21 protein-coding genes and 6 pseudogenes are annotated in these 26,869 nt (G+C 71.3%); 16 read left to right on the top strand and 11 right to left on the bottom strand.

Going from position 1 to position 26,869, the window contains the following annotated elements; translation table 11 throughout:
- The first annotated feature begins 2 nt into the window (after positions 1–2).
- On the top strand, positions 3–986 hold the full coding sequence (locus QQK35_RS16385; protein WP_284255096.1) for a carbohydrate ABC transporter permease: 984 nt from the start codon (positions 3–5) through the stop codon (positions 984–986).
- 6 nt (positions 987–992) lie between these two features.
- Here the strand turns inward: QQK35_RS16385 and QQK35_RS16390 are convergent.
- The 4 genes and pseudogenes from QQK35_RS16390 to QQK35_RS16405 all read right to left on the bottom strand — a co-directional run.
- A pseudogene (locus QQK35_RS16390) lies at positions 993–1,925 on the bottom strand (winged helix DNA-binding domain-containing protein); the annotation flags it as partial.
- A gap of 174 nt (positions 1,926–2,099) precedes the next feature.
- Positions 2,100–2,336, bottom strand: a complete 237-nt coding sequence (locus QQK35_RS16395) for a hypothetical protein (protein WP_284255097.1) — start codon at positions 2,334–2,336, stop codon at positions 2,100–2,102.
- Positions 2,337–2,477: 141 nt separating this feature from the next.
- Complete coding sequence (locus tag QQK35_RS16400; protein WP_284255098.1) at positions 2,478–3,251, bottom strand: class I SAM-dependent methyltransferase; 774 nt, start codon at positions 3,249–3,251, stop codon at positions 2,478–2,480.
- A 33-nt stretch (positions 3,252–3,284) separates the two neighbouring features.
- Positions 3,285–4,297, bottom strand: a pseudogene (locus tag QQK35_RS16405) (App1 family protein phosphatidate phosphatase).
- A gap of 155 nt (positions 4,298–4,452) precedes the next feature.
- On the opposite strand from QQK35_RS16405, the gene QQK35_RS16410 reads away from it, so the two are divergent.
- The 5 genes from QQK35_RS16410 (at position 4,453) to QQK35_RS16430 (ending at position 8,488) form a co-directional block, all read left to right on the top strand.
- Complete coding sequence (locus QQK35_RS16410) at positions 4,453–5,100, top strand: TetR/AcrR family transcriptional regulator (RefSeq protein ID WP_284255099.1); 648 nt, start codon at positions 4,453–4,455, stop codon at positions 5,098–5,100.
- Positions 5,101–5,192: 92 nt separating this feature from the next.
- Positions 5,193–6,098, top strand: coding sequence for an ABC transporter ATP-binding protein (locus QQK35_RS16415; protein WP_284255100.1), 906 nt, complete (start codon positions 5,193–5,195; stop codon positions 6,096–6,098).
- Complete coding sequence (locus tag QQK35_RS16420) at positions 6,098–6,796, top strand: ABC transporter permease (protein WP_284255101.1); 699 nt, start codon at positions 6,098–6,100, stop codon at positions 6,794–6,796. Before QQK35_RS16415 ends, QQK35_RS16420 begins: the two co-directional genes overlap by 1 nt.
- Positions 6,793–7,677 (top strand): ABC transporter permease, encoded by an 885-nt coding sequence (locus QQK35_RS16425; RefSeq protein ID WP_431311819.1) that lies wholly within the window; start codon positions 6,793–6,795, stop codon positions 7,675–7,677. Before QQK35_RS16420 ends, QQK35_RS16425 begins: the two co-directional genes overlap by 4 nt.
- Entirely contained in the window at positions 7,559–8,488 is a 930-nt protein-coding gene (locus QQK35_RS16430) for an ABC transporter substrate-binding protein (protein ID WP_284255103.1), read from the top strand. The genes QQK35_RS16425 and QQK35_RS16430 overlap by 119 nt, the downstream gene beginning before the upstream one ends.
- Before the next feature lie 26 nt (positions 8,489–8,514).
- On the opposite strand, the gene QQK35_RS16435 is transcribed toward QQK35_RS16430, so the two are convergent.
- Both QQK35_RS16435 and QQK35_RS16440 read right to left on the bottom strand, forming a co-directional pair.
- The gene (locus tag QQK35_RS16435; protein ID WP_284255740.1) at positions 8,515–9,174 is read right to left on the bottom strand and encodes a DedA family protein; all 660 of its coding nucleotides are present in this window, start codon (positions 9,172–9,174) and stop codon (positions 8,515–8,517) included.
- Positions 9,175–9,233: 59 nt separating this feature from the next.
- Positions 9,234–9,737 carry an aminotransferase class IV gene (locus QQK35_RS16440; RefSeq protein ID WP_284255104.1) on the bottom strand — a complete coding sequence of 168 codons (504 nt, stop codon included), beginning with the start codon at positions 9,735–9,737 and terminating at the stop codon, positions 9,234–9,236.
- Between the two features lie 621 nt (positions 9,738–10,358).
- On the opposite strand from QQK35_RS16440, the pseudogene QQK35_RS16445 reads away from it, so the two are divergent.
- From QQK35_RS16445 to QQK35_RS16455, 3 genes and pseudogenes are all read left to right on the top strand, one after another.
- Positions 10,359–11,254 (top strand): annotated as a pseudogene (locus QQK35_RS16445) (anthranilate synthase component I family protein).
- Positions 11,255–11,292: 38 nt separating this feature from the next.
- Positions 11,293–13,843, top strand: a pseudogene (gene leuS / locus QQK35_RS16450) (leucine--tRNA ligase).
- A 59-nt stretch (positions 13,844–13,902) separates the two neighbouring features.
- Entirely contained in the window at positions 13,903–14,544 is a 642-nt protein-coding gene (locus QQK35_RS16455) for a ComEA family DNA-binding protein (protein WP_284255105.1), read from the top strand.
- On the opposite strand, the gene QQK35_RS16460 is transcribed toward QQK35_RS16455, so the two are convergent.
- A complete protein-coding gene (locus tag QQK35_RS16460) occupies positions 14,472–14,975 on the bottom strand; it encodes a hypothetical protein (RefSeq protein WP_284255106.1) in 504 nt (167 codons plus the stop codon). The genes QQK35_RS16455 and QQK35_RS16460 overlap by 73 nt on opposite strands.
- A 110-nt stretch (positions 14,976–15,085) precedes the next feature.
- Here QQK35_RS16460 and QQK35_RS16465 point away from each other — a divergent pair, with 110 nt between their 5' ends.
- Positions 15,086–16,897 carry a ComEC/Rec2 family competence protein gene (locus QQK35_RS16465; RefSeq protein ID WP_284255107.1) on the top strand — a complete coding sequence of 604 codons (1,812 nt, stop codon included), beginning with the start codon at positions 15,086–15,088 and terminating at the stop codon, positions 16,895–16,897.
- Positions 16,898–16,906: 9 nt separating this feature from the next.
- Positions 16,907–17,942 (top strand): annotated as a pseudogene (holA, locus tag QQK35_RS16470) (DNA polymerase III subunit delta).
- Between the two features lie 31 nt (positions 17,943–17,973).
- On the opposite strand, the gene QQK35_RS16475 reads toward holA, so the two are convergent.
- From QQK35_RS16475 to QQK35_RS16485, 3 genes are all read right to left on the bottom strand, one after another.
- A complete protein-coding gene (locus QQK35_RS16475; protein ID WP_284255108.1) occupies positions 17,974–18,447 on the bottom strand; it encodes an NUDIX hydrolase in 474 nt (157 codons plus the stop codon).
- 98 nt (positions 18,448–18,545) lie between these two features.
- On the bottom strand, positions 18,546–18,806 hold the full coding sequence (gene rpsT / locus QQK35_RS16480; RefSeq protein ID WP_284255109.1) for a 30S ribosomal protein S20: 261 nt from the start codon (positions 18,804–18,806) through the stop codon (positions 18,546–18,548).
- A 237-nt stretch (positions 18,807–19,043) separates the two neighbouring features.
- Positions 19,044–20,021 (bottom strand): hypothetical protein, encoded by a 978-nt coding sequence (locus QQK35_RS16485; protein ID WP_284255110.1) that lies wholly within the window; start codon positions 20,019–20,021, stop codon positions 19,044–19,046.
- A 152-nt stretch (positions 20,022–20,173) separates the two neighbouring features.
- Between QQK35_RS16485 and lepA the strand changes: the two are divergent.
- Together lepA and QQK35_RS16495 are read left to right on the top strand one after the other, a co-directional pair.
- Positions 20,174–22,029, top strand: a pseudogene (gene lepA / locus QQK35_RS16490) (translation elongation factor 4).
- A 58-nt stretch (positions 22,030–22,087) separates the two neighbouring features.
- Entirely contained in the window at positions 22,088–22,447 is a 360-nt protein-coding gene (locus QQK35_RS16495) for an NINE protein (RefSeq protein WP_284255111.1), read from the top strand.
- Positions 22,448–22,473: 26 nt separating this feature from the next.
- On the opposite strand, the gene QQK35_RS16500 is transcribed toward QQK35_RS16495, so the two are convergent.
- Positions 22,474–23,880: an MFS transporter gene (locus QQK35_RS16500; protein ID WP_284255112.1), complete on the bottom strand. Its 1,407-nt coding sequence runs from the start codon at positions 23,878–23,880 to the stop codon at positions 22,474–22,476.
- A gap of 56 nt (positions 23,881–23,936) precedes the next feature.
- Here QQK35_RS16500 and QQK35_RS16505 point away from each other — a divergent pair, with 56 nt between their 5' ends.
- The 3 genes from QQK35_RS16505 to QQK35_RS16515 all read left to right on the top strand — a co-directional run bounded on the left by QQK35_RS16505 (position 23,937) and on the right by QQK35_RS16515 (position 26,822).
- A complete protein-coding gene (locus tag QQK35_RS16505; protein WP_284255113.1) occupies positions 23,937–24,329 on the top strand; it encodes an MmcQ/YjbR family DNA-binding protein in 393 nt (130 codons plus the stop codon).
- A gap of 112 nt (positions 24,330–24,441) precedes the next feature.
- Positions 24,442–24,981 (top strand): DUF1990 domain-containing protein, encoded by a 540-nt coding sequence (locus tag QQK35_RS16510; protein ID WP_284255114.1) that lies wholly within the window; start codon positions 24,442–24,444, stop codon positions 24,979–24,981.
- A gap of 122 nt (positions 24,982–25,103) precedes the next feature.
- Positions 25,104–26,822, top strand: coding sequence for an amidohydrolase family protein (locus QQK35_RS16515; RefSeq protein ID WP_284255115.1), 1,719 nt, complete (start codon positions 25,104–25,106; stop codon positions 26,820–26,822).
- The last annotated feature ends 47 nt before the right edge of the window (positions 26,823–26,869 follow it).

Here is a 26,869-nt window from a genome sequence, read left to right on the forward strand (position 1 = left end):
CGATGACGACGACCACCGCGACGCCATCCGGGGCCGTGGATGCGGGGCAGCCCGTCGTGGTCGACCCCGGCCGACGTCGGCGACTCCGTCATTCGTCCCGGCCGGAGAGCGACGAGAGGACCGCGGTCTCGGTCGCCGAGCGGCGGCGGCCCGGCATCCGGATCGGGCTGGGAACGCTGCATCTGCTGCTGCTGATCCTGCTCATCCTGTGGGGCGTCGGGCCGCTGCTGTGGCTGCTCAAGGCGGCGGTGACCCCGACGCAGGACACGCTGCAGGCGCCGCTCGCGGTCTTCCCGCACGGGTGGGACTGGAACAACGTCGTCGCCGCCTGGACCCAGGTGCAGATCGGCACGCAATTCCTCAACACGGTGTGGGTCGCGCTCGGCTCCTGGTTCGTGCAGCTGCTCGTCGCGACGACCGGCGGCTACGCGATCGCGATCCTGCGGCCGGCGTACGCCAAGGTCGTCAACTGGCTCGTGCTCGCGACCCTGTTCGTGCCGGGCGTCGTGCTGCTCGTGCCGCTGTATCTGACGATCCTGCATCCGCCGGTGATCGGGCACTCGCTCATCGACACCTTCTGGGCGGTCTGGCTGCCGGCGGGCGCCAACGCGTTCAACGTCGTGCTCGTGACCCGGTTCTTCCAGAGCCTCCCGCACGAGATCTTCGAGGCGGCGCGCACCGACGGCGCGGGGCCGTTCCGGCTGTTCTGGTCGATCGTGCTGCCGATGTCGAAGCCCATCATCGGCGTGGTCTCGGTGTTCGCGATCGTCAACGCGTGGAAGGACTTCCTCTGGCCGCGGCTCGTGCTCACCAACCCCGCCGTGCAGCCGCTGTCGGTGCGCCTGCCCAACATCCAGTCGCAGACCGACCTCGGGGTGTTCCTCGCGGCGCTGGCGATCTCGATGGTCATCCCCATCGCGCTCTTCCTCGGCTTCCAGGGCATGTTCCTGCGCTCGGCCGGGCTCGGCGGAGCCGTGAAGGGGTAGGGCGGATCAGCCCAGGAAGCGCACGTAGCGGCGCGCGGCGCGGTCGAGCCCCTGCTGCTGGGATGCCGTGAGCGCCCGGTACGGCGCCGGCACGACCCCGGGCGGTCCCTTCGCGGCACGCCGCCAGGTGCCGGCGACCTCGCCGTTCACGACGATGGTCGAGAGGAACATCCCGTTCGACCCCGGCACCACGGACTCGAGCGGCGCTCCCGCGAGCGGCGCGCTGCGATCGGTGTAGCCCAGCAGGAACTCGTCGAACCCGGGCAGCAGGTGCACGGCGGGGGCGGCGGGCTCGAGGCCGGGGCGCATCCAGTACGCGACGCCGTCGAGCCCGAGCGGCTCCAGCTCGTCGCGGGCGGCATCGATGCCCGCCCGGGCGTCGGTGAGGGTGATGCCGGCCCACCAGGCGAGATCGGCGGCCGTCGCCGGTCCGTGCGCGTGCAGGTAGCGCAGGGCGAGCCGCCGGAGAGCGACGTCGTGGTCGAGCCGCGGGGGCGTCCCGACGATCGGCTCGAGCAGCGCCCACCGGTCCTTGCCGGTCAGCGCCGCGACCCCGGAGTGCGCCAGTCGCCCCAGCAGGTGCGCGCCGCGCTGCCCGGCGGTCGAGAGACCGTCGGCATCGAAGGCGGCGAGGAGCTGCGCGCGAGTGCGGGTGGCGCCCGCGAGCTCGCGCCGCGCGATCCGCTCGGAGCGTGCAAAATCGGCCGGTCCGAGGCTCAGCTGACGGTGCCGGCCGGCGGCGGAGGCGATCGTGCGCGCACCCGTGAGGTCGAGCATCCACGGCAGGTCCTCGGAGGCGATGAGGTGCAGGGTGCCGCGCATCGGCCAGGAGCGCACGAACGCGCCGCCCTCGTGCGCGGCGACGACCTGATCGCGGGTCGCACCCGTGCGCAGACCCACCGACCACAGCGCGCCCGCGAAGTCCTGCGCCTGCATCGCGAGGTGCGCGCGGACGACGTCGCCGGGGACCCGGCTCGCCGCGCGATGCCGAGGGCGCTCAGCCGCAGAGCGGTGATCCGGCGTCGCGCGCGGGTGAAGTCGGCCACCCGATCAGTATCGGACCGACCGCCGACGCGCCGTCAGCACGGCCACGGCCGCGGGCGTCGAGACGGGTCAGCGCGTCGGCAGCTGCAGGTCGACGACCGTGCTGACGGGGGCGGCCGCCTGGGCCGGCTGCGACGAGAGGGCGAGCACCCCGGTCGCGACCACCGCGACCACGCCGAGGCAGAGGCCGAGGCTCACGAGACCGCGCGCGATCGTCAGGCGGGCGCTGCGCTGGAGCGCGACCAGCATCATGGCGACCGCGACGAGCGCGGTCACGCCGAGCGCGACGAGAAGGGCGACGAACATGCGGGGGACCTGTTCGGATCAGGGGACGCTCCATGGGGGATGGAACGCTTGGCCGGTCCTCCATGTGGGGGACATGGATGCCGACAAGGCTCGAATCTAGCGAAGCGGCCCCGGCGGGTCAAGGATCCGCGCCGCCCCCGATCAGGGGCGTCCCACGACGAGCCGCAGCCCCGCGTCGAACCAGGGCATCGTGCGGAACCGGCCCCACTCGGCATCCCACCGCCCGGAGGCCAGATCGGCCGACAGCTCGCGCTCGTATCGCTCGACGACCTCCGGGGCGACGAAGCTCCACGCCGACATCGCGCGCCGCACCTCCGGCCGCAGGGTCTGCTCCGGGCGGGCGAAGAACGCCTGGCCGAACCCGTCGATGCAGTCGGCGGGGATCGGCACCGTGCGGACCTCGACCGTGCCACCGATCGCCGCCGCGATCCGCTCGAGCGGCGGCATCCGCCGCGCCTCGACCTCGTAGAGCTCGGGCACGTAGACCGGCTGCCACCACCGTTCCGGCACGACGGGGTCGAAGGTCAGGATCACGACCGGACCGCGTGCGACCCGGCGCAGCTCGCCGAGCCCGCGTTCGAGGTCCGGCCACTGGTGCACGGTGATCGAGGCCATCGCCGCGTCGAAGGCGCCGTCGTCGAACGGCAGGTGCTCGGCGGTGCCGTCGAGGGCCGGCACGCGATCGTGCGGACGCTCGGCGCGCATCGACGCGGAGGGCTCCACCGCCACCACGATGCGGTCGCGCGGCTCGTACGAGCCCGCCCCGGCGCCGACGTTGACGACGCTGCGGGCGTCGCCGAGGGCATCCCAGACCTCGCGCTCGATCCGGGGGTCAGGGCGTCGCACGCCCGCGTAGCCAGGGCCGAGGTGTCCGTAGTCGGCGTCGCCGGCCGATCCGTCGTCGAAGCGCGTCATGTCGCTCACCACGCTAAACGCCGAAGCTCTGCGTTACGCCGGGTCGTTGTCCAGGATGCCGAGCTCCTCGAGCCGGTCGTCGAGTCCGGCACCGTCCGGTGCCGATATCCACGGCACGTGCGCATCGACCGCTGCTCCCGAGCTGCGCCCGCCCGCGAGCACCGCCTCGCCCGCGGTCAGCCGGCGGATCGCCACCGCGCGCACGCTGTCGGGGTGCGCCGCCGCGAACTCGCCGTAGAGCCGCTCGTCGGCCTGCCCGTCGTCGCCGATGAGCAGCCACCGGATGCCGGGGAACTCCTGCGCCAGTCGCGCGAGCGAGTCGTGCTTGTGCTGCGCGCCGTTGCGGAACCACCGGTCGTGCGTCGGACCCCAGTCGGTGAGCAGGAGCGGGCCGGCCGGATAGAGGTTGCGCCCGAGGAACCGGGTCAGCGTCGGTGCGACGTTCCAGGCACCGGTGGAGAGGTAGACGATCGGGGCTCCCGGATGCGCATGGTGCAGCCGGTCGTAGAGCACGGCCATGCCGGTGACCGGTGTGCGCGCGTGCTCGTCGAGCACGAAGGTGTTCCACGCCGCGAGCAGCGGCCGGGGAGCGCGGTGACCATGACCGTGTCGTCGACGTCCGACACGATGCCGAACCCCTCGCCGGGATCGACGACGAGCACCGGTGCCGCCACCGCGTCGCCGTCCGTCGACACGCGCAGCTCACGCCATCCCGGCTCGAGGTCGATCTCGAGTCGCTGATCGATGACGCCGCCGCGGTCGGCGTGGATCACGTGACGGACGCCGCCCGACTCGACCACCACCTCGGCATCGCGCACCGGCACGCTGACGAAGCTGCGCCAGCCCCGGATGCCCGCCAGCCGATCCGGCGTCGGCCCCGGCCTGCGCATCACCACGCGTCCGAGCACGCGCACCCACCCCGGGCCGCCATAGCCCGTGAACGGCACCACGATCGGCACGAGACCGCGTCGCCGGGCGCGCCGCTCGCGGAAGGCGTGGAACGCATCCTCCAGCCGCGCGGCGATGTGGGGCCTGCGCGACGGCATCGGGCCAGTCTCCCATGCGGCCCGCCGGACGATGAAGGGATTCTCATGTGCCGGCGCGCTGATGTTTCGTCACTCTCCCAGGGCGGGCGCGATACCATCGGTGCACCGGATGGCGGCGCTGGGCAGCCCTTCCGGACACCGGGAAGGACATGGACGTGATCGGCACTCAACCGGCTCCGTCGCGGAGCGAGATTGCGGGCCTCATCCGCAATGAACCGGTGCAGGCGCGCAGCGCGGCCCGCCTCACCGCACTACTGGACGCCGCCGCCGCCGTCATCGACGAGATCGGCTACGAGCGGCTCACGACCGCGATGGTCGCCGAGCGCGCCGGTGCATCGATCGGCACGGTCTACCGCTACTTCCCCGACCGGATCGCCGTGCTGCAGAGCCTCTCCGCACGCAACGCGGACCGCGTGACGGGCCGGATCCTCTCCGACATCGACGACGAGCGTCATGGCGATGCGATGGCTGCGCTGCACGGCGGCATCGCGGCGCTCGTGGATGCGTTCCGCAGCGAGCCGGGCTTCGCCTCGCTCCGCTTCGGCGACGTGCTGGACCTGCGGCCCGCCGAGGGATCGCCGGCCTACGCCGTGCTCGCCGAGCGCATCATCGAGGCGCTCCGGGAGCGGTTCGGCGTCGCCGAGCACAAGGATCTGCCGGTCGCCATGGAGAGCGCGATCGTCGCCATCGACGCGATCGCGGCGCGCGCGTTCGCGCGCGACGCGGGCGGGTCGGCCGCGTTCCTCGGTCACGGCCCCGAGATCAGCGCTCAGCTCGTCGGGGAATATCTGAGCGCACGCTGAGTTTCCTCATGCAGCACGGGTGATCCGCGCTGTCGGTGGGCTCGAATAGTCTTCGGTCACCGACCCACCCGGCAGCGAGGAGCAGACCCGCGATGATCGAGTTCCGCTCCGTCTCCAAGACCTATCAGGACGGCACCGCGGCCGTCGAGGACTTCTCGCTGGAGATCCCCGCACGCCGGATCACGGTGCTGGTCGGGTCGAGCGGTTCCGGCAAGACGACGGTCATGCGCATGATCAACCGCATGGTCGACCCGACCAGCGGCACGGTCGAGATCGACGGCGTCGACGTCGCCACCCGCGAGCCGGTTCAGCTGCGCCGCGGCATCGGCTACATCATGCAGAACTCGGGCCTGCTGCCGCATCGCTCGGTGCTCGACAACATCACGACGGTTCCGCGGCTGACCGGTGTCTCGAAGGCCGACGCCCGCCGACGCGCCTTCGAGCTCATGGAGGTCGTCGGTCTCGAGCGCTCGCTCGCCGATCGCTATCCGAGCCAGCTCTCGGGCGGGCAGCAGCAGCGCGTCGGCGTCGCGCGCGGGCTGGCGGTCGACCCCAACATCCTGCTCATGGACGAGCCGTTCAGTGCCGTCGACCCGATCGTGCGCGACGAACTCCAGCAGGAGGTGCTGCGCATCCAGGCGGAGCTCGCCAAGACGATCGTCTTCGTCTCGCACGACATCGACGAGGCGTTCCTGCTCGGCGATCAGGTGGTCGTGCTCGAGCGCGGCGGCCACATCGTGCAGCAGGGGACGCCGACCGAGATCCTCGCCAACCCCGCGACCGACTTCGTGGCGACCTTCATCGGCGCCGAGCGCGGCAAGCGCCGGCTCGTCGTGAGCGACTCGACCCCGGCGATCGGCGATGACCGGGTGCTGGTCGACGGCGGCGGATACCCGGTGGGCATCATCGCGGCACCCGGAGGCCGGCTCGAGGCCGGCAATCCCAACCCGAAGTCGCGCAGCGTCTCGAACAAGACCGACCAGGCGGGAGACGCCTGATGGACTGGGGATGGATCGGGCGCAACCTCGACCTCATCGGCGGACGCGTGCTGGAGCACGTGGCGCTCACGGCACCGCCGATCGTGATCGGGCTCGTGCTGTCCATCCCCCTCGGTTACTGGGCCAGCCGGTCGCGCGTGGCGCGATCGATCCTGCTCGTGCTCGGCAACATCGTGTACACGATCCCCGCAATCGCGCTGCTGGTGCTCGTGCCGGTGCTCCTGGGCGGTGCGATCCTCGACCCGGTCAACCTCGTGATCGCCCTCACGCTGTACGCGCTGGCCCTCATGGTCCGCAGCGCGGCCGACGCCTTCGCGGCCGTGCCGCATGACGTCGTGTCGTCGGCGACCTCGATCGGCTACTCGGCGTGGCAGCGGTTCTTCGCCGTCGAGCTGCCGCTCGCGGGGCCCGTCCTGCTTGCCGGCATCCGTGTCGTCTCGGTGAGCACGGTGAGCCTCGCGAGCGTCGGCGCCCTGACCGGGATCGAGAACCTCGGCTCGTTCTTCATCGATGCGTTCCAGCGGCAGTTCCTCACCGAGGCGCTCGTCGGGATCGTCGCGGTGCTCGTCGTCGCGGCGGTGTTCGACGTGGTCCTGCAGCTGCTCGGACGGCTGCTCATGCCGTGGAACCGTCGCAACCGTCGTGCCGCCGAGAACCCGGCGCTGCTGCGCACCCCGCCGATCGGTGGTGTCGCATGATCTTCGTGCAGGCCATCGCGTGGATCCTCGACGGCGGGCACTGGGTCGGGCGGGCCGGGGCCGGCAACCCCGCCATCCTGCAACGACTCGGGGAGACCCTCGGCATCTCGGTCATCAGCGTGGCGATCGCGGTCGTCATCGCCGTGCCCCTCGGAGTGCTCATCGGCCACACCGGCCGCGGGCGGCTCGTGGCGATCCTCGCGTCGAACGTCGCGCGCGCGCTGCCGACGCTCGGCCTGCTGTCGATCCTCCTGCTGCTCATCGGCATCAACGCCGTGCCGATCGCCATCGTGCTCGTGCTGCTCGGCATCCCGCCGATGCTCGCGGGCGCCTACGCCGGCGTGGAGGCGGTCAACCGCGACACGATCGACGCGGCGCGTGCGGTCGGGATGACGGAGTGGCAGATCGTGGTGCGGGTCGAGCTCCCGCTCGCGGCGAGCCTGCTGGTCGGCGGGTTCCGCGCGACCGTGCTGCAGGTGATCGCGACCACCACCGTGGCGTCGGCGTTCGCCTTCGGCGGCTTCGGCATCTACCTCATCAACGGGCTCGCCCAGAACGACTTCGTGCAGATGCTCGCGGGCGCGATCCTCGTGACCGTGCTCTGCCTCCTCATCGACGGTGCTCTCGCCGTCGTCCAGCGACTCGTCGCGCCGCGGGCGTTCCCCGCGGCCCGGCGGATTCGGCTTCGCCGAAGAAGGGCCGCCGGGCATTCCGGTCCGCGGCCGTCACGGGGCCGCGGTCCCTCCAGGAAGGTATGCAGTCATGAAGAAGATCTCCAGAGGCGCGATCGCGGCCATCGCCGCGACGGTGGCGATCGGCCTGACGCTCGCCGGGTGCGCCAACTCGAAGAGCCTGAGCGGCGGCGGATCGGGTGGCGGTGACGGCGGCTCGATCACGGTCGGCTCCGCGAACTTCCCCGAGAACGTCGCACTCGCGTACGTGTACGGGCAGGCGCTCGCCGCGGACGGCGTGAAGGTCAGCTACAAGGTCAACATCGGCGCGCGCGCCGCCTACATCCCGGCGCTCGAGAAGGGCGAGATCAACCTCATCCCCGAGTACGCCGGCAGCATCCTGTCGTTCCTCGACAAGAACGCGAACCAGAAGTCGAGCGATGACGTCAAGACGGCGCTCGACAGCGCGCTGCCGAAGGGGCTCACCGCGACCGATTTCGCGCCGGCCGCCGACTCCGACTCGCTCAACGTGACGCCGGAGTTCGCGCAGAAGAACGGGCTGAAGTCGATCGCCGACCTCAGCAAGCTCTCGTCGGTGACGCTGACCGCCAATCCGGAGTTCGAGACCCGGCCGGACGGCATCCCGGGGCTGAAGAGCGTCTACGGCCTGACGAACATCACGTTCTCGCCGATCAACGACGGCGGTGGCCCCGCGACGCTGAAGGCCCTGCTCGACGGCACGACCCAGGTCGCCGACATCTACTCCACGACGCCGTCGATCCTCGACAACAAGCTCGTGACCCTCGACGACCCGAAGAACCTGTTCGCGTCGCAGCAGGTGGTGCCGATCGGCACGACGAGCAAGCTGAGCCACAAGATCACGGCGCTCCTGAACAAGGTGTCGGCCAAGCTCACCACCAAGGATCTGCTCGAGTTCAACAAGCGGATCAGCGGCGACGAGAAGGCCGACCCGAAGGCGGTCGCCTCCGACTGGCTGAAGGACAACGGCTTCTCGAAGTAACCCGAAGCGGGTCGGGTGGCGCGGAGCTACTCGACCCGCTCGGTCTCGTCGTCGTCCCAGTGGTGAGCCTGGTGGCGCTCGACGAGCTTGCGCACGACGAGCAGCACCACGAGGAAGACGACGACCGCGCCCACGAAGACGTACCCGAGGAAGTGCAGCTGGCCGACCAGCTGTCGATAGCTGCCCGCGGCGAGCGTGCCGAACGTCACATACAGCGTCGCCCAGATGGCGCACGCGGGAGCCGTCCAGGCCAGGAAGCGGCGGTAACGCATCTCGCCTGCCCCCGCGGAGAGCGGCACGAGGGCGTGCAGCACCGGCAGGAACCGCGAGACGAACACCGCGGGACCGCCGCGGCGGCGCACGTAGCGCTCGGCGCGCGCCCAGTTCCTCTCGCCGATCCGCCGGCCGAGCCGGGAGTGCCGGATGCCGTGGCCGAACCAGCGCCCGAGCGCGAATCCGACGCTCTCGCCGGCCAGCGAACCCGCCACCACGGCGACGAGGAGCGCGACGTACTCCACGGGCGACATGACGGCCGTGCTGGCGACGATGACGATGGTGTCGCCGGGGACGACGAGCCCGACGAGGATCGAGGTCTCGCAGAACATGCCGACGGCGGCGAGGAGCGTGCGGACCACCGGGTCGACGTGGTGCACGGTCGCGAGGATCCAGAGCAGCAGCTGATTCACCGCGTCGTTGAACCCCGCGAAGAACGATCCGATGGCCGCCAGGACCTCGCCGAGCCAGGTCATGCCGGCATCACCTCGGGAAGCGGTCGGCGCAGTGCGTCGAGCCGCCGGCGCCACGTCGCGAGGCGCCCCGGTTCGGCGGCGGGCGCGGGACCTCCGGGCCAGCCGGTCACGATCCGGATGCCGTGCAGCGAGTTCAGTGCCCAGATCTCGAACCCGTCGAGGTCGTCGGGCGCGACCCGCTCGTGCCGCACGTCGATGCCGAGCGCCGTCGCGAGCACCACGAGGGCGCCCACGGTGACGCCGGGCAGCTGCGGGATCGCGGTGTCGGGCACGCAGAGCGCGTCGCCGTGCCACCAGGCGAGGTTCGACGTCGTGGTCTCGGCGACCGATCCGTCGGATGCCAGGAGGACGACGTCGTCGACGCCGCCGGTCCGGGCGGTCGCGCGGATCGCGGCGAGAGCGTCGAGGTCCGGTCCCTTGATCGTCGGCGCGGATCGGGGATCGGCGCCGCGATGCGTGGCCAGGGTGATGCCGCGGACGCGTTCGGGCGCCGGGCGCACGCGCAGCGCGAGATCCGGCGCGTCCGCGGTCGTGCCTGCGAGTTCGAGACGCGGGAACCACGCGCCGGTACGGGGAGGGCGGCGAGCGCGGCATCCCAGAATGCGGCGCCGTCCGTTCCCGCCCGGGCGGCGACCCCCTGCAGGAACCGGTCGCGGTGCGCGTCCAGCCCGAGTGCCGTGCCGTCCTCGAGCAGCCAGGAGTCGGCGACCGCCGGCGACCCCGACGGCAGGGCTTCCGCATCGAGCGGTTCGAGCCGTCCGGCGCGCCACCGGAAGGCGCTCGGCGGACTCATAGGGTCAAGGGTATGCACGGGGCCGCGGAACGCATCCCCTCGGGACGGACATCCGGCCCGAGCGTCTGTTCGCCGACCTCGCGGCCGAGCACGAGCACGTGTTCTGGCTTGACGGCGGCGTCGGGCGCGTGAGCCGGATCGGCGTCGGCAGCGCCGTCGCCCTGGAGCGGGGTGCGGTGCTGCCGGGCGTTCGAGCCGCGCTCGCCGACGCGCCCGCCGGCCTGGTCGGCTGGCTCGGCTACGAGCTGCGGTCCGAGACCATGGGGATGCCGCCGTCCCGCCCCCGCGCCTGCCGTCCGCCGCGTTCCTCCGCGTCGAACGCGAGTACGTGGTCGAGTCGCCGGGCCCACCCACGGGCGCCGCGCCGCCACCGGCACGGCACGAGTCTCCGACCGTCACGCGCCGCGACACCGACGCCGCATACCTGGCGAAGATCGCCGCGGCCCAGGAGGCGATCCTCCGCGGCGACGCCTACCTGCTCTGCCTCACGACCGACTACCGCGTCGACGGCCCGATCGACCCGCTCGAGACCTACCTCGCGCTGCGGTCCTCGAGCGCGACCGGGCGCGGCGGCATCCTGCGCACCGGCGGTGTGACCCTGCTGAGCGCGACACCGGAACGCTTTCTGGAGGTCGCCGACGGGATCGTGCGCACCCGTCCGATCAAGGGAACGCGCCGACGGGATGCCGACCCGGCCGAAGACGCCCGGCTCGCCGCCGAGCTGCTCGCCGACGAGAAGGAGCGCGCCGAGAACGTCATGATCGTCGATCTGATGCGCAACGACCTCGGCAAGGTGTGCGCGCCGGGCACGGTCCGCGTGCCGGAGCTGCTCGCCGTGGAGACGCATCCGCAGGTGCATCAGCTCGTCTCGACCGTCGAGGGCCCCTGGCCGCGGGCCGTGACGCGATCGACGCCATCGCGGCGTGCTTTCCCGCCGGCTCGATGACCGGCGCCCCCAAGCGGCGCGCGATCGAGCTGCTGGACGAACTCGAGGCGGCCGACCGCGGCGCCTACGCGGGCGCATTCGGGCGGCTGGGGCCGGACGGGTCGGCGGAGCTGACCATGACCATCCGGACGATCGTGATCGACGACGCCGGTGCCGGATTCGGCGCCGGCGGAGGGATCACCGTGCTCTCGGATCCCGCCGCCGAGCTCGCCGAGGTGGAGCTGAAGGCCCGGGCGCTGCGGGAGGCTCTGCGAACCCCGGGCGCTGCGGTTCGTTAGGCTGGAACGCCTTCCCCTCGCGAAACGAGAGTCGTCCCATGCCCGAGCAGAGCGCCCACGACGCGGAGTACGACTTCGCCGCGATCATGCAGAAGTGGGCGGCGCGCTGGGAGGAGCTTCAGCCGTTCACGGTCGACGGCCCGTCGGATTCGCGGCCGCGCAAGTACGTGCTCGACATGTTCCCGTACCCGTCGGGCGATCTGCACATGGGGCACGCGGAGGCGTTCGCGTTCGGCGACATCGTCGCGCGCTACTGGCGTCAGCAGGGCTTCAACGTGCTGCATCCGATCGGGTGGGACAGCTTCGGCCTGCCCGCCGAGAACGCGGCGATCAAGCGCGGCATCGACCCGCGCGAGTGGACGTACGCCAACATCGCCCAGCAGAAGGCGAGTTTCCAGAAGTACGGCAACAGCTTCGACTGGAACCGCGAACTGCACACCTCCGACCCCGAGTACTACAAGTGGAACCAGTGGCTGTTCCTCAAGCTGTACGAGAAGGGGCTGGCGTACCGCAAGGACAGCTGGGTCAACTGGGACCCGGTCGACCAGACGGTGCTCGCGAACGAGCAGGTGCTGCCGGATGGCACGAGCGAGCGCTCCGGCGCGGTCGTGATCAAGAAGAAGCTGACCCAGTGGTACTTCCGGATCACCGACTACGCCGACCGGCTGCTCGACGACCTGAACCAGCTCGAGGGCTCATGGCCGAGCAAGGTCATCGCGATGCAGCGCAACTGGATCGGGCGATCCACCGGCGCCGACGTCGACTTCGTGATCGAGGGCACCCCGAGAAGGTCACCGTCTTCACCACCCGCCCCGACACGCTGTTCGGTGCGACCTTCATGGTCGTCGCCCCGGATTCCGACCTGGCCGCCGAGCTCGCGGCCGGTTCCAGCCCCGAGGTGCAGGCGGCGTTCGCCGACTACCTCGAGCAGGTGCAGAAGACCAGCGAGGTCGATCGGCAGGACGCGGGACGGGAGAAGACCGGCATCCCGCTCGAACGGTATGCGATCAACCCCGTGAACGGCGAGCGGATCCCGGTGTGGACCGCCGACTACGTGCTCGCCGACTACGGGCACGGCGCCGTCATGGCGGTGCCCGCGCACGACCAGCGCGACCTGGACTTCGCGCTGAAGTTCGGCCTGCCGGTCAAGGTCGTCGTCGACACGAACGCGGCCGTCACGGGCACGATCCCCGTCATCACGCCCGAGATGCTGGAGGAGGGTGCGGAGATCCCGGCTCTCGATCCGGCCGGCACCGGGGTCGCGCTGAACGGCCCGGGCCGGATGATCAACTCCGGCCCGCTCGACGGCCTCAGCAAGCAGAACGCGATCTCCCGCGTCATCGACCTGCTCACCGACGCCGGCACCGGTCGCGCCGCGAAGACCTACCGCCTGCGCGACTGGCTGATCTCGCGGCAGCGATACTGGGGCACGCCGATCCCGATCCTGCACGCCGAGGACGGGTCGCTGCATCCGGTGCCCGAGGACCAGCTGCCGCTCGAGCTGCCGCCCACCGAGGGCCTCGACCTGAAGCCCAGGGCCAGTCGCCGCTCGGCGCGGCGACGGAGTGGGTGCAGACCACGCTGCCCGACGGCCGGCCGGCCCGTCGCGATCCGGACACGATGGACACGTTCGTCGACAGCTCCTGGTACTTCCTGCGCTACCTCGACCCGCACGACGACACCCGCGCCTTCGAGCCGGCGGATGCGGAGAAGTGGGCGCCCGTCGACCAGTACGTCGGCGGGGTCGAGCACGCGATCCTGCACCTGCTGTACGCGCGCTTCATCACGAAGGTGCTGTTCGACCTCGGCTACGTGAGCTTCACCGAGCCCTTCAGCGCCGTGCTGAACCAGGGCATGGTCCTCATGGACGGCTCGAAGATGTCGAAGTCGAAGGGCAACCTCGTCGAGTTCGCGAGCGAGCTGCGCGAGCACGGTGCCGACGCGCTGCGGCTGACGCTGGCGTTCGCCGGGCCGCCGGAGGACGACATCGACTGGGCCGACGTGTCGCCCACCGGCTCCACCAAGTTCCTCGCGCGCGCCTGGCGCATCTCCGGCGAGATCACCTCGCCGACCGACGTGGAGTGGAAGGGCGGGGATGCCGCGCTGCGCCGTGCGACGCACCACCTGCTCGCCGACGCGCCGGGGCTGCTCGAGGCGTTCAAGTTCAACGTCGTGGTCGCGCGGCTCATGGAGCTCGTGAACCAGATCCGTAAGACGATCGACTCCGGGCCGGGCGCGGCGGATCCCGCGGTGCGGGAGGCGATCGAGGCGGTCACGGTGCTGCTGTCCCTGTTCGCGCCGTACACCGCCGAGGACATGTGGGAGCGGCTCGGGCATCCGGCATCGGTCGCGTTCGCCGGGCTGCGCAAGCCCGATCCGACGCTGCTGGTCGAGGAGTCGGTGACCGCGATCGTGCAGGTCGACGGCAAGGTGCGCGATCGGCTCGAGGTCTCGCCGACCATCGCCGCCGACGAGCTCGAGGCGCTCGCGCGGGCATCGGCCGCCGTCGCCCGGGTGGTGGGCGATCGCGAGATCGTCAACGTGATCGTGCGGGCGCCGCGCGTCGTCAACATCGCGACCCGGAGCTGATCGTCCCCACCCGCTGAGCGCGGCGCCGCCCCGAGCGCGGTGCTGTCTAGCGTGCTCGAGTGAGCGCGTCTCCGGCACCCGACCCCCGCCGCGCCCGGTTGCGCGCGGGTGCCGGGGCCGCGCTCGTACTCGTGCTGCTGGGCCTCGCGGCGGCCGTGCTCGTGACGGCGCTCACCCCGCACGGCGGCACAACGGTGGTGGCGCCGACGACCGGCGCGGCGCCCGGGTCGAGCGGAGCTCCGCCGGGGATCGTCGCCTCGCCGAGCCCGGGCGTGCTGTACGTGCAGGTGGTCGGCCAGGTCGTGCATCCCGGCCTCTACGAGGTGCGCGACGGCGATCGGGTGATGGACGCCGTCGTCGCCGCCGGCGGGTTCACCTCCTCCGCCGATCGCGCGGGCATCAACCTCGCCCGCGTCGTCGCCGACGGCGAGCAGCTGGTCGTTCCGGCGGTGGGCGAGGCGCCGCCGGTGGGTGCCGGTGCCGGCACCGGGGGTGCCGCCGCTCCCGGCGCGAAGGTCAACGTCAACACCGCCGACGCGACAGCCCTCGAGACGCTGCCGCGGGTGGGTCCGGCGATGGCGCAGCGGATCATCGACTGGCGCACCAAGAACGGACGCTTCCGTTCCATTCAGGACCTGCGCAGCGTGAGCGGCATCGGCGACGCGACCTTCGCACAGCTCGAGCCCCTCGTCACGGTGTGACCGGTGACCGATCTCCGGCTGCTGCCCGCGGCGCTCGCCGCCTGGTTGGTCGCGGGCATCGGCATCGGGCTGCCCGGCTGGGCGAACGGGGTCCTCGCCCTCGGATGCGCAGCCGCGGCCGTCGCCTGCGCGCTCATCGCGCGCGGGGTGCGCTCGGTGCTCGCGCTCGCTGCGATCGCCCTCGTCGGGGGAGCGATCATCGGGGCGGCGGTCGCCGCGCAGGTGCCCGGCCGATCGCCGCATGTCCTCGTGGAGGCCGCGCATTCCGGGCGCACGGTCACGTTGCGGCTCGAGGCGACGTCGCTGGCGACCGCGGGCCGTCTGGCGGCGACCGCGCTCTCCGCCACGGTGGGCGACCAGACGACGACGACCTCGACGCCGGTGCTCGTGATGGGCGAGCCCGAGGACCACGCCCTCGATCGGGTCCGCATCGGCGAGACCCTGCGCATCGACGCCGCGGTGCGCCCGGGCGACGTCGGCGACACGGTCGCGTACCTGGTGTTCCCCGCGGATCACCGACCGAGGTCGCCCCGCCCCTGGCATGCTCGAGGCGGCCGATCACGTGCGCGTGGCGCTCGTCCGCGCCACCGCCGGGCTCCCGGGCGACGGCGGCGACCTCCTGCCGGGGCTCGCGATCGGCGACACCGCCCAGGTCTCGCCCCGGCTCACGGCCGAGATGAAGGCGTCGTCGCTCACCCACCTCACCGCCGTGTCGGGTGCCAACTGCGCGATCGTGGTCGGGCTCGTGCTCTGGGCGGCGTCCGCGATCGGGCTCCCGCGGATGGTGCGGCTCGCCGTGGCGCTGCTCGCGCTCGTCGGATTCGTCGTGCTGGTCACGCCGCAGGGTTCGGTGATCCGCGCGGCGGTCATGGCGGCGGTCGCGCTGACCGCCATCGCGCTCGGACGGGCGGGGCGCGGCCTCCCGCTGCTCTGCATCGCGGTGATCGTGCTGCTCACGACGGACCCCTGGCTCGCGCGGGACTACGGGTTCGCGCTCTCCGCGCTCGCGACCGGCGGCCTCCTGCTGCTGGCCGCGCCCATCGCCCGTTCGATCGCGCGCCTGCTGCCGAACCGGCTGGCGCTGCTGCTCGCCGTGCCGATCGCGGCGCAGCTGGCCTGCCAGCCGGTGATCCTGCTGCTGAACCCGGCGCTGCCGGTGTACGGGATCGCGGCCAACCTGCTCGCGGAACCCGCGGCTCCGCTCGTCACGGTCCTCGGTCTGGCGGCGTGCGCAACCGCAGCCGTGCTGCCCGGGCTGGCATCGGCGATCGGATGGCTCGCGTGGCTTCCGGCCTCGTGGATCGCCGCGGTCGCCCGGTTCTTCGCCCACCTGCCGGGCGCCCAGAGCCCGTGGCCGCCCGGGGTGATCGGCATCCTCCTGCTGATCGCGGTGACGGTCCTCGCGCTGGTCGCGGTGCTGGGCGGGTCGCCCGCTCGGCTGCGCCGGCTCGCACGCGCCGCCCTCGTCGTCGGGGTGGTGGGGTATCTCGCGAGCGTCGCGGGCATCCACGTCGTCACGGTGGCGGGACGCCCCGCGGACTGGGAGTTCGGCCTGTGCGACATCGGCCAGGGCGACGCGACCCTCATCCGCAGCGGTGGCGAGATCGCCCTGGTCGACACCGGCCCCGACCCGAAGCCCCTCGCGGTGTGCCTCAGCGACCTCGGCATCGACCACATCGACCTCCTGGTGCTGACGCACTACGACCTCGACCATGTCGGAGGCACCGACGCCGTGGTCGGCAAGGTCGACCGCGCGCTCATCGGACCGCCGAGCGATCCGGGCGACCACCGGCTCGCCTCCGAGCTGCGGGCCGGGGGCGCCCGGGTCGATCAGGTGAGCATCGGCGTGCACGGGGTGCTGGGTGCGCTCCGCTGGGATGTCGTCTGGCCGCCGGATACCGGCGTCGAGCCGGGCAACCCCGCGAGCGTGACGATCACGATCACGCCGGGGGAGGGTTGCCCGGCCTGCCTCTCCGGCATCCTCCTCGGGGATCTGGGCGAGGAGTCCCAGGACCGCCTCCTCGGGCTGATGCATCCGGGCCACGTGGATGTCGTGAAGGTCGCGCATCACGGCTCGGCCGACCAGTCTCCCGAGCTGTACGCGGCACTGCACCCGACGCTCGGCCTGATCGGCGTCGGCGCAGGCAACGACTACGGGCATCCGACCGCGAAGCTGCTCGGCATTCTGACGGCGAACGGCATCCGGCCGCTGCGCACCGACCTCGACGGGATGGTGCTGGTCGCCCCCGGTGCGCAGCCCCACGAGGCGGTGGTCTGGAAGCAGAAGCCGGGCGGAGACGAAGCGACCCTCACCGGACCGGAGCTGACCGCGCGTGACGGTCCGACGAAATAGGCTGGCGGCATGGCGGCTCCGGCGCGACGATCGAGCTCGCGGGGCGCCGCGGCGCCGAAGGCGTCGATCCCGCAGCTGCCCTGGGACCGCGTGCGACCGGCGCCCGTGGTGCTGGTGAGCGGCACCGAGACGGTGCTGGCCGACCGCGCCATCCGGCTGCTGCGCGACACGCTGCGGGCGGAGGATCCGACGCTCGAGGTGTCCGATCTCGACGCGAGCGCGTACGCGCCGGGCGAGCTGATCACGCTGGCGAGCCCCTCGCTGTTCGCCGAGCCGCGTCTGCTCCGCGTCGAGGGTGTCGAGAAGACCGGCGACGCCTTCCTCGAGGAGGCGCTCGCCTACCTCGCCAGCCCGGCCGACGACACGTACCTGGTCCTGCGGCATGCAGGGGGCGTGCGGGGCAAGAAGCTCCTCGATGCGATCCGCGGGGGACTCGGCGGCGGTATCGAGATCGTCTGCGCCGAGCTCAAGCGCGACGCCGACAAGCTCGACTTCGTCGCCGCGGAATTCCAGGCGGCGCATCGCCGGATCACCGGGGAGCGCAGCGCGCGCTCGTGTCCGCGTTCAGCGACGACCTCGCGGAGCTCGCGGCCGCCTGTCAGCAGTTGCTCGCCGACACCGACAGCGAGATCACCGAGGCGACGGTGGACAAGTACTACGGCGGCCGGGTCGAGACGACGGCGTTCGCCGTCGCGGATGCCGCCATCGCCGGCCGGCATGGTGAGGCGCTGGGGCTGCTCCGGCACGCACTCGCCTCCGGCGCGGACCCGGTGCCGGTGGTCGCGGCGTTCGCGAGCAAGGTGCGCACGATGGCGAAGGTCGCGGGCACGCGCGGGGGTCGAATCAGCTCGCGCAACAGCTCGGCCTCGCGCCCTGGCAGATCGACCGCGCGCGCCGAGACCTCCAGGGCTGGACCGACGAGGGCCTCGGCCGCGTCATCGAGTCGCTGGCCGACGCCGACGCCCAGGTCAAGGGCGCCGGCCGCGATCCCGTCTATGCCCTCGAGCGCATGGTCGGGATCGTCGCCGCCCGCGGGGAACGGTGAGCACGAGCGGGGCGGCCGAGTTCCCGGTCGCCTACGCCGGCAGGAATCTCGCCGGCCCGTCCTCGAGTGCGGTGTCGATGCGCCAGCGCATCTCGTCCGTCATCGGCGGGAGCGAGTCGAGCCGGTACCAGCCGACCTCGCTCGCCTCGCCGTCGGCCGGATGCGGCGCACCGGAGACGTACCGGCACTCGAAGGTGAGGTCGAGATACCGGCTGCGATCTCCGTTCTCGTACATGATGTCGGGAGTCACCGAGGTCGACGCCAGCCGTGCGACCCGGATGACGACGCCCGTCTCCTCGAGTGCCTCGCGCGCCGCGGCGACCGCCGGCTGCTCGCCCGGATCGATGATCCCCGTGACGGGGGTCCAGGCTCCGTTGTCGGCGCGGCGGATGAGCAGCACCCGCTCCCGGGCGTCATCGAGCACGACAGCCGTGACCCCCGAGAGCCACAGGGGTGCGTGTCCGATCCGCTCTCGCAGCTCGAGCACGAAGTCGGGTACGGCCATCCGTCCACGCTAACGGCACACCGCCCTCGCATTCGCCGTCCCCCGATACGCGAAGGGCCCCGCACCACCCGGTGCGGGGCCCTTCGACGAGAACGTGGTTACAGGCTCGCGACGGCCTTCGAGATCGCCGACTTGCGGTTGGCGGCCTGGTTGGCGTGGATGACGCCCTTGCTCGTCGCCTTGTCGAGCTTCTTGGTGGCGACCTTCAAAGCGGCCGACGCCTTGTCCTTGTCGCCGGCGGTGATCGCCTCGCGCGTGGCGCGGATGGCGGTCTTGAGCTCGCTCTTGACGGCCTTGTTGCGCTCCTGCGCCTTCTTGTTGGTGCCGATGCGCTTGATCTGCGACTTGATGTTGGCCATGCGTGTCCTTACGTCTACTGCGTCGAGTGGAGGTGCCGTTCGCGGTAGAGGGCGCGATCGGCGAACCGCGCGGTGGGACGCACGGGAAACCAAGGGGCTACGTTACCAGCCAATCGACGCGGGAGGAACGCCGGTGACGTTCCTCCCGCGTCGTGGAGCGTTACGCGTCGACGCGCCGACGCCGCCAGGCGATGACGCCGAACGCTGCACCGAAGACGAGCAGCGCCGCCGCGGCGATCAGGTAGGGGTCGCGTCGATGCCCGTCGCGGCCAGGCTGGCGGCCGGGGCCGGGTCGGCGACCGTGAACGTGCCCACGGCCGAGAAGGTCGAGGTCTCGCCATAGGCGCCGAGCGTGTAGGTGCCCGCGGTGAAGCCGGTCGGAGCGACGAAGTGCACGCTGACCGTGCCGTTCGCGTCGGCCGCGACCGGGGCGCCGTAGCTGTCGCCGGACTGGCCGCTGCCGTAGCCGAAGTCCACGAGCTCACCGGGCACGAAGCCGGTGAAGGTCGCGTCGATGCCCGTCGAGGTGACCTGCTTGGTGGTGAGCGACGTGGCCGACAGCGTCGCCGTCGGAGCGGCCATGAAGTCGGTGGTGACGCCGTCCCAGGTGACGGTGTGCAGCGTCGTGGTGAAGCTCGAGTCCACATAGAACCCGTACGCCAGGATCGTGTACGGCGTCGTATCGCCCGACAGGTAGGTCTCGAGGTCGGCGAGCGCGAAGTGGCTCGTGTTCGCGGTGTACTGCACGGTGCCGGCGCGGGAGATGTCCTGCGTCGAATGCCAGGTCGTCGTGTGCAGGGCGCCCGGCGTGATGTCGTCGGGCACGAGCGTCGTGAACCCGGTCGGGCTGGCGGCGTCGGTCGCGTCGGTGTTGGTGAAGATCGGGATCTGGAAGGCCGCGGGCCCGTCGGCCGTGAACGACGCCCCCGAGACGAGGTTGGCGAGCCCGGTCGTCGGCGTGTCGCCGTTGAGCGGCTGCGCGTTGCCGTTCACCGTCAGACCGGTCGGAACGCTCGTGTAGGTGCCCACGGGGGCGGTCACGTTCCCCTTGAACCACTGGTGCGGGTAGGGCGAGGCCTCCGCCACGAACTGGCTCGCCGTCACGTACTGGGTGCTGGGAGCGGGGATCGCGAACGCCGGCGTGGCAGCCGCAAGGGCCGCTGCACCGAGGAGGGCGGTCGCCGCGGAGGCCGCGACGAGTCGGGTGAGCTTCATGTGATCCGTTCTGCTGGGCTGCAAAGGAGAACTCCGGAATCGAGATTCGTTCGCACTATATGGTTTCACCTAGAAAACATCAAGGCGGCACTCCGAGTCGCGTTCTCCCGCGGCGCAGCCGGCCTCCGCCGCGAATGAGACAATGGCCCGTCATGTCTCCGCGCGCCCTGAAGCCTCTCGAACCGGCTGCGACCGACCCCGCGCGTATCCGGAACTTCTGCATCATCGCGCACATCGATCACGGCAAGTCGACCCTGGCCGACCGCATGCTGCAGATCACGGGCGTCGTCAGCGACCGCGACATGCGCGCCCAGTATCTGGACCGCATGGACATCGAGCGCGAGCGCGGCATCACGATCAAGTCGCAGGCGGTCCGGATGCCGTGGCAGGCCGCCGACGGGACGTATGCCCTGAACATGATCGACACTCCCGGGCACGTCGACTTCACGTACGAGGTGAGCCGGTCGCTCGCGGCGTGCGAGGGCGCCATCCTGCTGGTGGATGCCGCCCAGGGCATCGAGGCCCAGACCCTCGCCAACCTGTACCTGGCTCTCGAGAACGACCTCGAGATCATCCCCGTGCTCAACAAGATCGATCTGCCGTCGGCCGAGCCGGAGAAGTACGCCCGTGAGCTGGCGCAGCTCATCGGCGGCGACCCCGCGGACGTGCTCAAGGTGAGCGGCAAGACGGGGGAGGGCGTCGAGGCCCTGCTCGACCGGGTGGTGGAGCGGATCCCGGCTCCGGTGGGCGTGAAGGACGCACCGGCGCGTGCGATGATCTTCGACTCGGTGTACGACGCCTACCGCGGCGTCGTCACCTACGTGCGCATGGTCGACGGCGAGCTGAGCCCGCGCGAGCGCATCCAGATGATGTCGACCCGGGCGACCCACGACATCCTGGAGATCGGGGTCTCGAGCCCCGAGCCGACCCCGTCGAAGGGTCTCGGCGTCGGCGAGGTCGGCTACCTCATCACGGGCGTCAAGGACGTGCGCCAGTCGAAGGTCGGCGACACCGTCACGACGGCGGTCAAGCCGGCGACCGAGGCCCTGCTCGGCTACACCGATCCGCTGCCGATGGTCTTCTCGGGCATCTACCCGATCGACGGCTCCGACTACCCGGAGCTGCGCGAGGCGCTCGACAAGCTCAAGCTGTCGGATGCCGCGCTGCAGTACGAACCCGAGACGAGCGTCGCGCTCGGCTTCGGGTTCCGCTGCGGCTTCCTCGGCCTCCTGCACCTGGAGATCATCACCGAACGCCTGCGCCGCGAGTTCGATCTCGACCTCATCACGACGGCGCCGAGCGTGCCGTACCAGGTCACGACCGAGGACCGGAAGACGGTCACCGTGACCAACCCGAGCGAGTACCCGACGGGGGCGAAGATCGCCGAGGTGCTCGAGCCCGTCGTCAACGCCTCGATCCTCGCGCCGAAGGACTACGTCGGCACGATCATGGACCTCTGCCAGAACCGCCGCGGCACGATGAAGTCGATGGACTTCCTCGGCGAGGACCGCGTCGAGCTCAAGTACACGCTCCCGCTCGGCGAGATCGTCTTCGACTTCTTCGACCAGCTGAAGTCGCGCACCCAGGGCTACGCCTCGCTCGACTACGAGCCCGCGGGGAGGCGCCGGGCGACCTCGTGAAGGTCGACATCCTGCTCCAGGGCGAGACGGTCGACGCGTTCAGCGCCATCGTGCACAAGGACAAGGCGTACGCCTACGGCACCATGATGGCCACGCGGCTGCGGGAGCTGATCCCGCGGCAGCAGTTCGAGGTCCCGATCCAGGCCGCGATCGGCGCCCGCATCATCGCGCGCGAGAACATCCGCGCGATGCGCAAGGACGTGCTCGCCAAGTGCTACGGCGGCGACATCACCCGCAAGCGCAAGCTGCTCGAGAAGCAGAAGGAGGGCAAGAAGCGGATGAAGATGGTCGGCCGCGTCGAGGTGCCCCAGGAGGCGTTCATCGCCGCGCTCTCCGGCGACGTGGAGACGTCGAAGAAGGACAGATAGCGCTCGCCGCACCATCCGCTGATTTGACGCGATCGTCCGCGCTGGCCACCATGGCGACATGACGACGGCGCCTCCCGGCTGGTACACCGACCCGCGCGACCCGTCGACGGAGCACTGGTGGGACGGCACCACCTACACCCACGCGCGTCCGCGCATGATGCAGCCTCCGGCGCCGTATCCGGCTGCGCGCGCGTACCCGGTCTCGCCGAAGAGCCGCCTCGTCGCGACGCTGCTCAGCTTCTTCCTCGGCGGGCTCGGCGTCGACCGCTTCTATCTCGGGAACATCGGGATGGGCGTGGCGAAGCTGCTGGTCGGCTGGATCACCTTCGGCATCTGGCCGCTCGTCGACTTCATCGTCGTCGTCGCGGGGGCCGCTCACGACGGGGACGGTCTGCCGGTGCTCGACTGGCAGGCCTGATCCCCGCGAGCGCGGCCTGACGGGCGTCAGCCGCGCGCCCGCCCGCGCGCGACGACGGGGATCCGCCGGTCGAGCGTGGTCATGAGCAGCGCCCCGACGCCGATCGCGACGAGCACCCAGGCGACCGCGTGGAATCCGGCATCCGAGACCCGGCTGCCGAACGAGAGGCTGATGACGCTCGCCGAGAAGATCGCGCCGAGGTAGGACGCGGTGCGGTAGAGGCCCGACGCCACCGCGAACGTCTCCGACGGGGACTGCACGTACAGCGTCGTCTGGTTCGCGAAGTTGCTGAGGCCGTTGGTCGTGCCGAACAGCAGCGTCAGCCCGAGCAGCACGAGCACGCCCGCGCGGTGGTCGATGAACAGCGCGGCGACGCCCGTGCCGATGAGCGCGACCGCACCGACGATGAGCGGCCAGCGCACCCAGCCGCGCACCGACACGATGCGGGCCAGCACGATGCCCGTGCCGGACAGCGGCAGCAGGAGCAGGCCCACCTCGAACGCGGAGTACCCGGCCGCGTCCTCCATCCACTGGCTGATCCCGTAGAGGCCGGTGTACACGCCGAGGCCGACGATGATCTGGCGCAGGTAGGTGCGCTGCAGCGGGCCGTTGGCCGCCAGCATCCGGATGTCGACGAGCGGCTGGGAGGTGCGTCGCTCCCACAGCACGAACCCTGCGGTCGCGGCGACGAAGACCGGCAGGAGCCACCAGAGCGGAGCCCGCAGGTCGGACAGGAACAGCAGCAGGCTCACGATCGCCGCGGCGAACAGCGCGATGCCCGGGATGTCGACGGCCGCCACCAGCGCACGCCCCCGGGCGCGCTTGCGACGGGCCTCGTCTTTCGCGATGCCGAAGAAGGCGAAGAGGAAGACGCCGACGGCGAGCGGGATGTTGACGAGGAAGAGGGCGCGCCATCCGAACAGTCCGGTCAGCACCCCGCCGATCGGCAGCCCGAGCACGACCGTGATCTGCGCGGCGATCGAGAAGTTGCCGATCACCCGGCTGGGCACACCGACGCCGAGCGACTCGGCGCGGCGGCGCACGAGCGCCATCCCGGTCGGATAGGCGGCCGAACTGCCGACGCCGATGAGGGCCCGCGAGACGAGCAGCACCCAGAACTGCGGCGCGGTCGCGCCGACGATGCCGCCCGCCGCGAGGATCGCGATGCCGACGAGGAAGATCCGGCGCGGGCCGAAGAGCTGCGCGAGCTTGCCCATCGTCGGCTGGGCGACCGAACTGCACAGATAGAGCACGGAGACGAGCGCGGCGCTCTGGCCGGGCCCGACGTGGAAGTCGCGCGCGATCGCGGCGAGGCCGGTCGCGAGCATCGAGCTGTTGATCGGGTTGAGGGTCGAGCCCAGCAGGAGCGGGATCGTGAAGCGTGCCGGAAAGGGCTTCGCCGGCGACGGCGTCGACGAGAGCTTCTGGGTCACTGGCTCCGGTATACCCGCTCCGTGACGCCTCCGCCGACGCGGCGTAGCGTGGCGCCATGGCGACCTGGGACGACGTCCGGGAGCTGGCGATGGCGCTTCCCGACGTCGAGGAGACGACGAAGTGGGGCAACCGCACCTGGGCGGTCAAGCGCGGTTTCGTGTGGGAGCGGCCGCTGCGGGCGAAGGAGATCGAGGAGGTCGGCGAGCAGGAGGGGCCGATCCTCGGTGCGCGGGTCGCGCACGAGCACGAGAAGCAGGCGCTCCTGGCCGAGGACGTCGGCGTCTTCTTCACCATCTCGCACTTCGACGGATATCCGGCGGTGCTCGTGCGGCTGAACCGCATCACCCGTCGCCGCCTCGGCGAACTCGTGGTGAGCGCGTGGTGCGAGGTGGCACCGCACACGATCGTGGCGCAGTACCTCCGGGAGCATCCCCTTACCCTGGAGTGATGGCCGCGACCCCGCTCTGGAAGGTGCCCGTGACCTACGGCGCGATCGGGGCGACGCAGGAGCCGGACCTGCTCCGGTACCCCCGACGGGCTACCGCCCGCTCGAGCGCCGGGTGCGGATCGGGCACGGCGACGAGCGCTGGCGATTCGCGTGGACCGAGGCTATGAGCTGGGGCATCCAGCGTCGATCGGGGCTGAAGGTGGAGCAGCAGCCGGTGCCGGCCGAGGCGCGGGTCGCTGCGTACACGCCCGTCGCGTTCGACGCCGACGGGGTTCCCGTGCAACCGGCGGTCGTCGGGGGAGCCTCCGAGACGGTGTATTCCGCGGACGGCACGCCCCTGCTGCAGCCCGGCGACACAGCCAAGCTCCGGATGGCGTTGTGGCCGTTCCCGATCCCGGCACGCGTGGTGTACGTGATCGATGAGCCGACCCGGCGCGGATTCGCCTACGGCACGCTGCCCGGGCATCCGGAGCGCGGGGAGGAGGCGTTCGTGGTCGAGCGCCAGCCCGACGGGTCGGTGTGGCTCGTGATCCGGGCGTTCTCACGTCCGTCGAACGCCCTCATGTGGATCGCGTACCCGGTCGCCCGCCTGCTGCAGGCCTTCTACACGGCTCGTTACGAGCGCTCGCTGACGGGACCGATCGGCGGCTGAGCTCCCGCAATCGGTTGTGGTACGCCGTTCACTGTCGCTAAGTTCGTGCAGCAGGGGTTAACGGTCTCGCTGGTCATGAAGGTCGCCCCCTCGTTGTCAATGTCGACAGAAGGAGCAGCACCATGGCGAAAAGCACACATGGACGCGGTGTCGAAGGGATCTCCCGTCGGGGGCTCATCATCGGCGGCGGCGCGGCGGCGGCGGCCGCGACCCTCGGGGCCGCGTCGCCGGCGATGGCCGCATCAGCGGACAAGCCGACCGACGGCGGCGGCGACCTCCTGCTGGTCAACGGCAGGATCCACCTCGGCGACGAGCACGACACCGTCGTCGGCGAGGTGCGCATCCGGGACGGACGTTTCGTCGCGCTCGGCAAGGACGCCCAGAAGGCCGGCGGCCAGGCAACCCGCATCGATCTCGGCGGCCGCACCGTCATCCCGGGCATCGTCGACTCGCACAACCACATCGTGCTGGTGGGCAACCGGCCCGGGTATCACGAGCTGCTCGAGGACGTCTTCACGATCCCGGATGCCGTGGCGCGACTGCAGGCGCGCGCCGCTCACGTGCCGGCCGGCCAGTTCATCACGACGGTGGGGCCCATCTCGGCGATGCAGTTCCGCGAGGGACGGCTGCCGAACCTGACCGAGCTCAGCGCCGTCAACCGCCCGGTGTTCCTCGAGGCCGCACAGGGCGGCGTCGTCACGAACCAGCTCGGCAAGGACTACTTCGAGAGCAAGGGCATCGCGGTCGGAGCGACCGGAACGCTGAGCGGCAGCGCCTTCGGCACCGGCGCCGCCGGGCAGGCGCTCCTCGCGCTGCGGCAGGACTTCCTCACCGACGACAGCCGCGAGCGCACCACCCTCGGCGCCCTGCAGTACTACGCGGGGCTCGGCATCACGACGCACTTCGACTCCGGCGCCTTCCACACCGACGAGCCGAGCGGCGCCATCTTCAACGAGAACAAGTACACGATGCACAAGCCGTTCCTCGCGCTGAACCGGGCCCAGAAGCTGCCGGTGCGCCTGCGCGTGGACTTCGCCGAGGAGGACATGGATGCCTCGGTGCCGCAACTGACGCAGCGGCTGAAGGACTCGTTCCCGTTCTTCGGCAACGACATGCTCCGCACCGGTGCGATCGGCGAGTGGACGGCCGGCGGCCTCACCGGCATGGGAACGCCGGTCTGGCTCGAGGGCACGCGGGCGGTCGCGAAGGCGCGCTGGCGCAATGAGAACCACTCGCTGACGACCGCCGACTTCAAGGCCATCATCGACGGCTGGAACCAGGTCAACCAGGAGTTCCCGATCACGGACCTGCGGTGGGTCGTCGCGCATGTGCCGTTCATCACCGCCGAGTACGTGCAGAAGCTCAAGGGCCTCGGCGGCGGTCTCAAGGTCGGCTGGGGTGCGGTGCGCAGCGGCGCCCTGCAGGGTCCGCCCTACCGGACGATCCTGTCGAGCGGGATCCCGACGGCCTACCACTCCGACGGCGGTGACATCACCGTCATCAACCCCTGGCTGAACCTGTACACGATGGTCACGGGCAAGAACCTCCGCGGAGACCTCATCAACGAGGGGCAGGCGATCAGCCGCGTCGACGCCATCCGTCTCGCCACCTCGACGTCCTCGTGGTTCCTGCAGGAGGATGACCTGGGCGACGGGATCAAGGTCGGCAACCACGCGGATCTCGCCGTGCTCGACCGCGACTTCTTCTCGGTGCCCGAGTCGCAGATCACCGGCACGAAGTCGGTGCTCACCATCGTGGGCGGCGACATCGTGCACGATGCGGGCGTGCTGCCCGCACCGCGCGGCGGCTGGGAGGACGGGCTCCACCGGTACGGCCACTAGGGCGCCGGTCCGGTCGGCGGCGCGATGCCCGCCGCCGGCCGGACCCG

This window comes from Pseudolysinimonas kribbensis, from assembly GCF_030161895.1.
GTDB classification, from domain to species: Bacteria; Actinomycetota; Actinomycetes; order Actinomycetales; family Microbacteriaceae; genus Pseudolysinimonas; species Pseudolysinimonas kribbensis.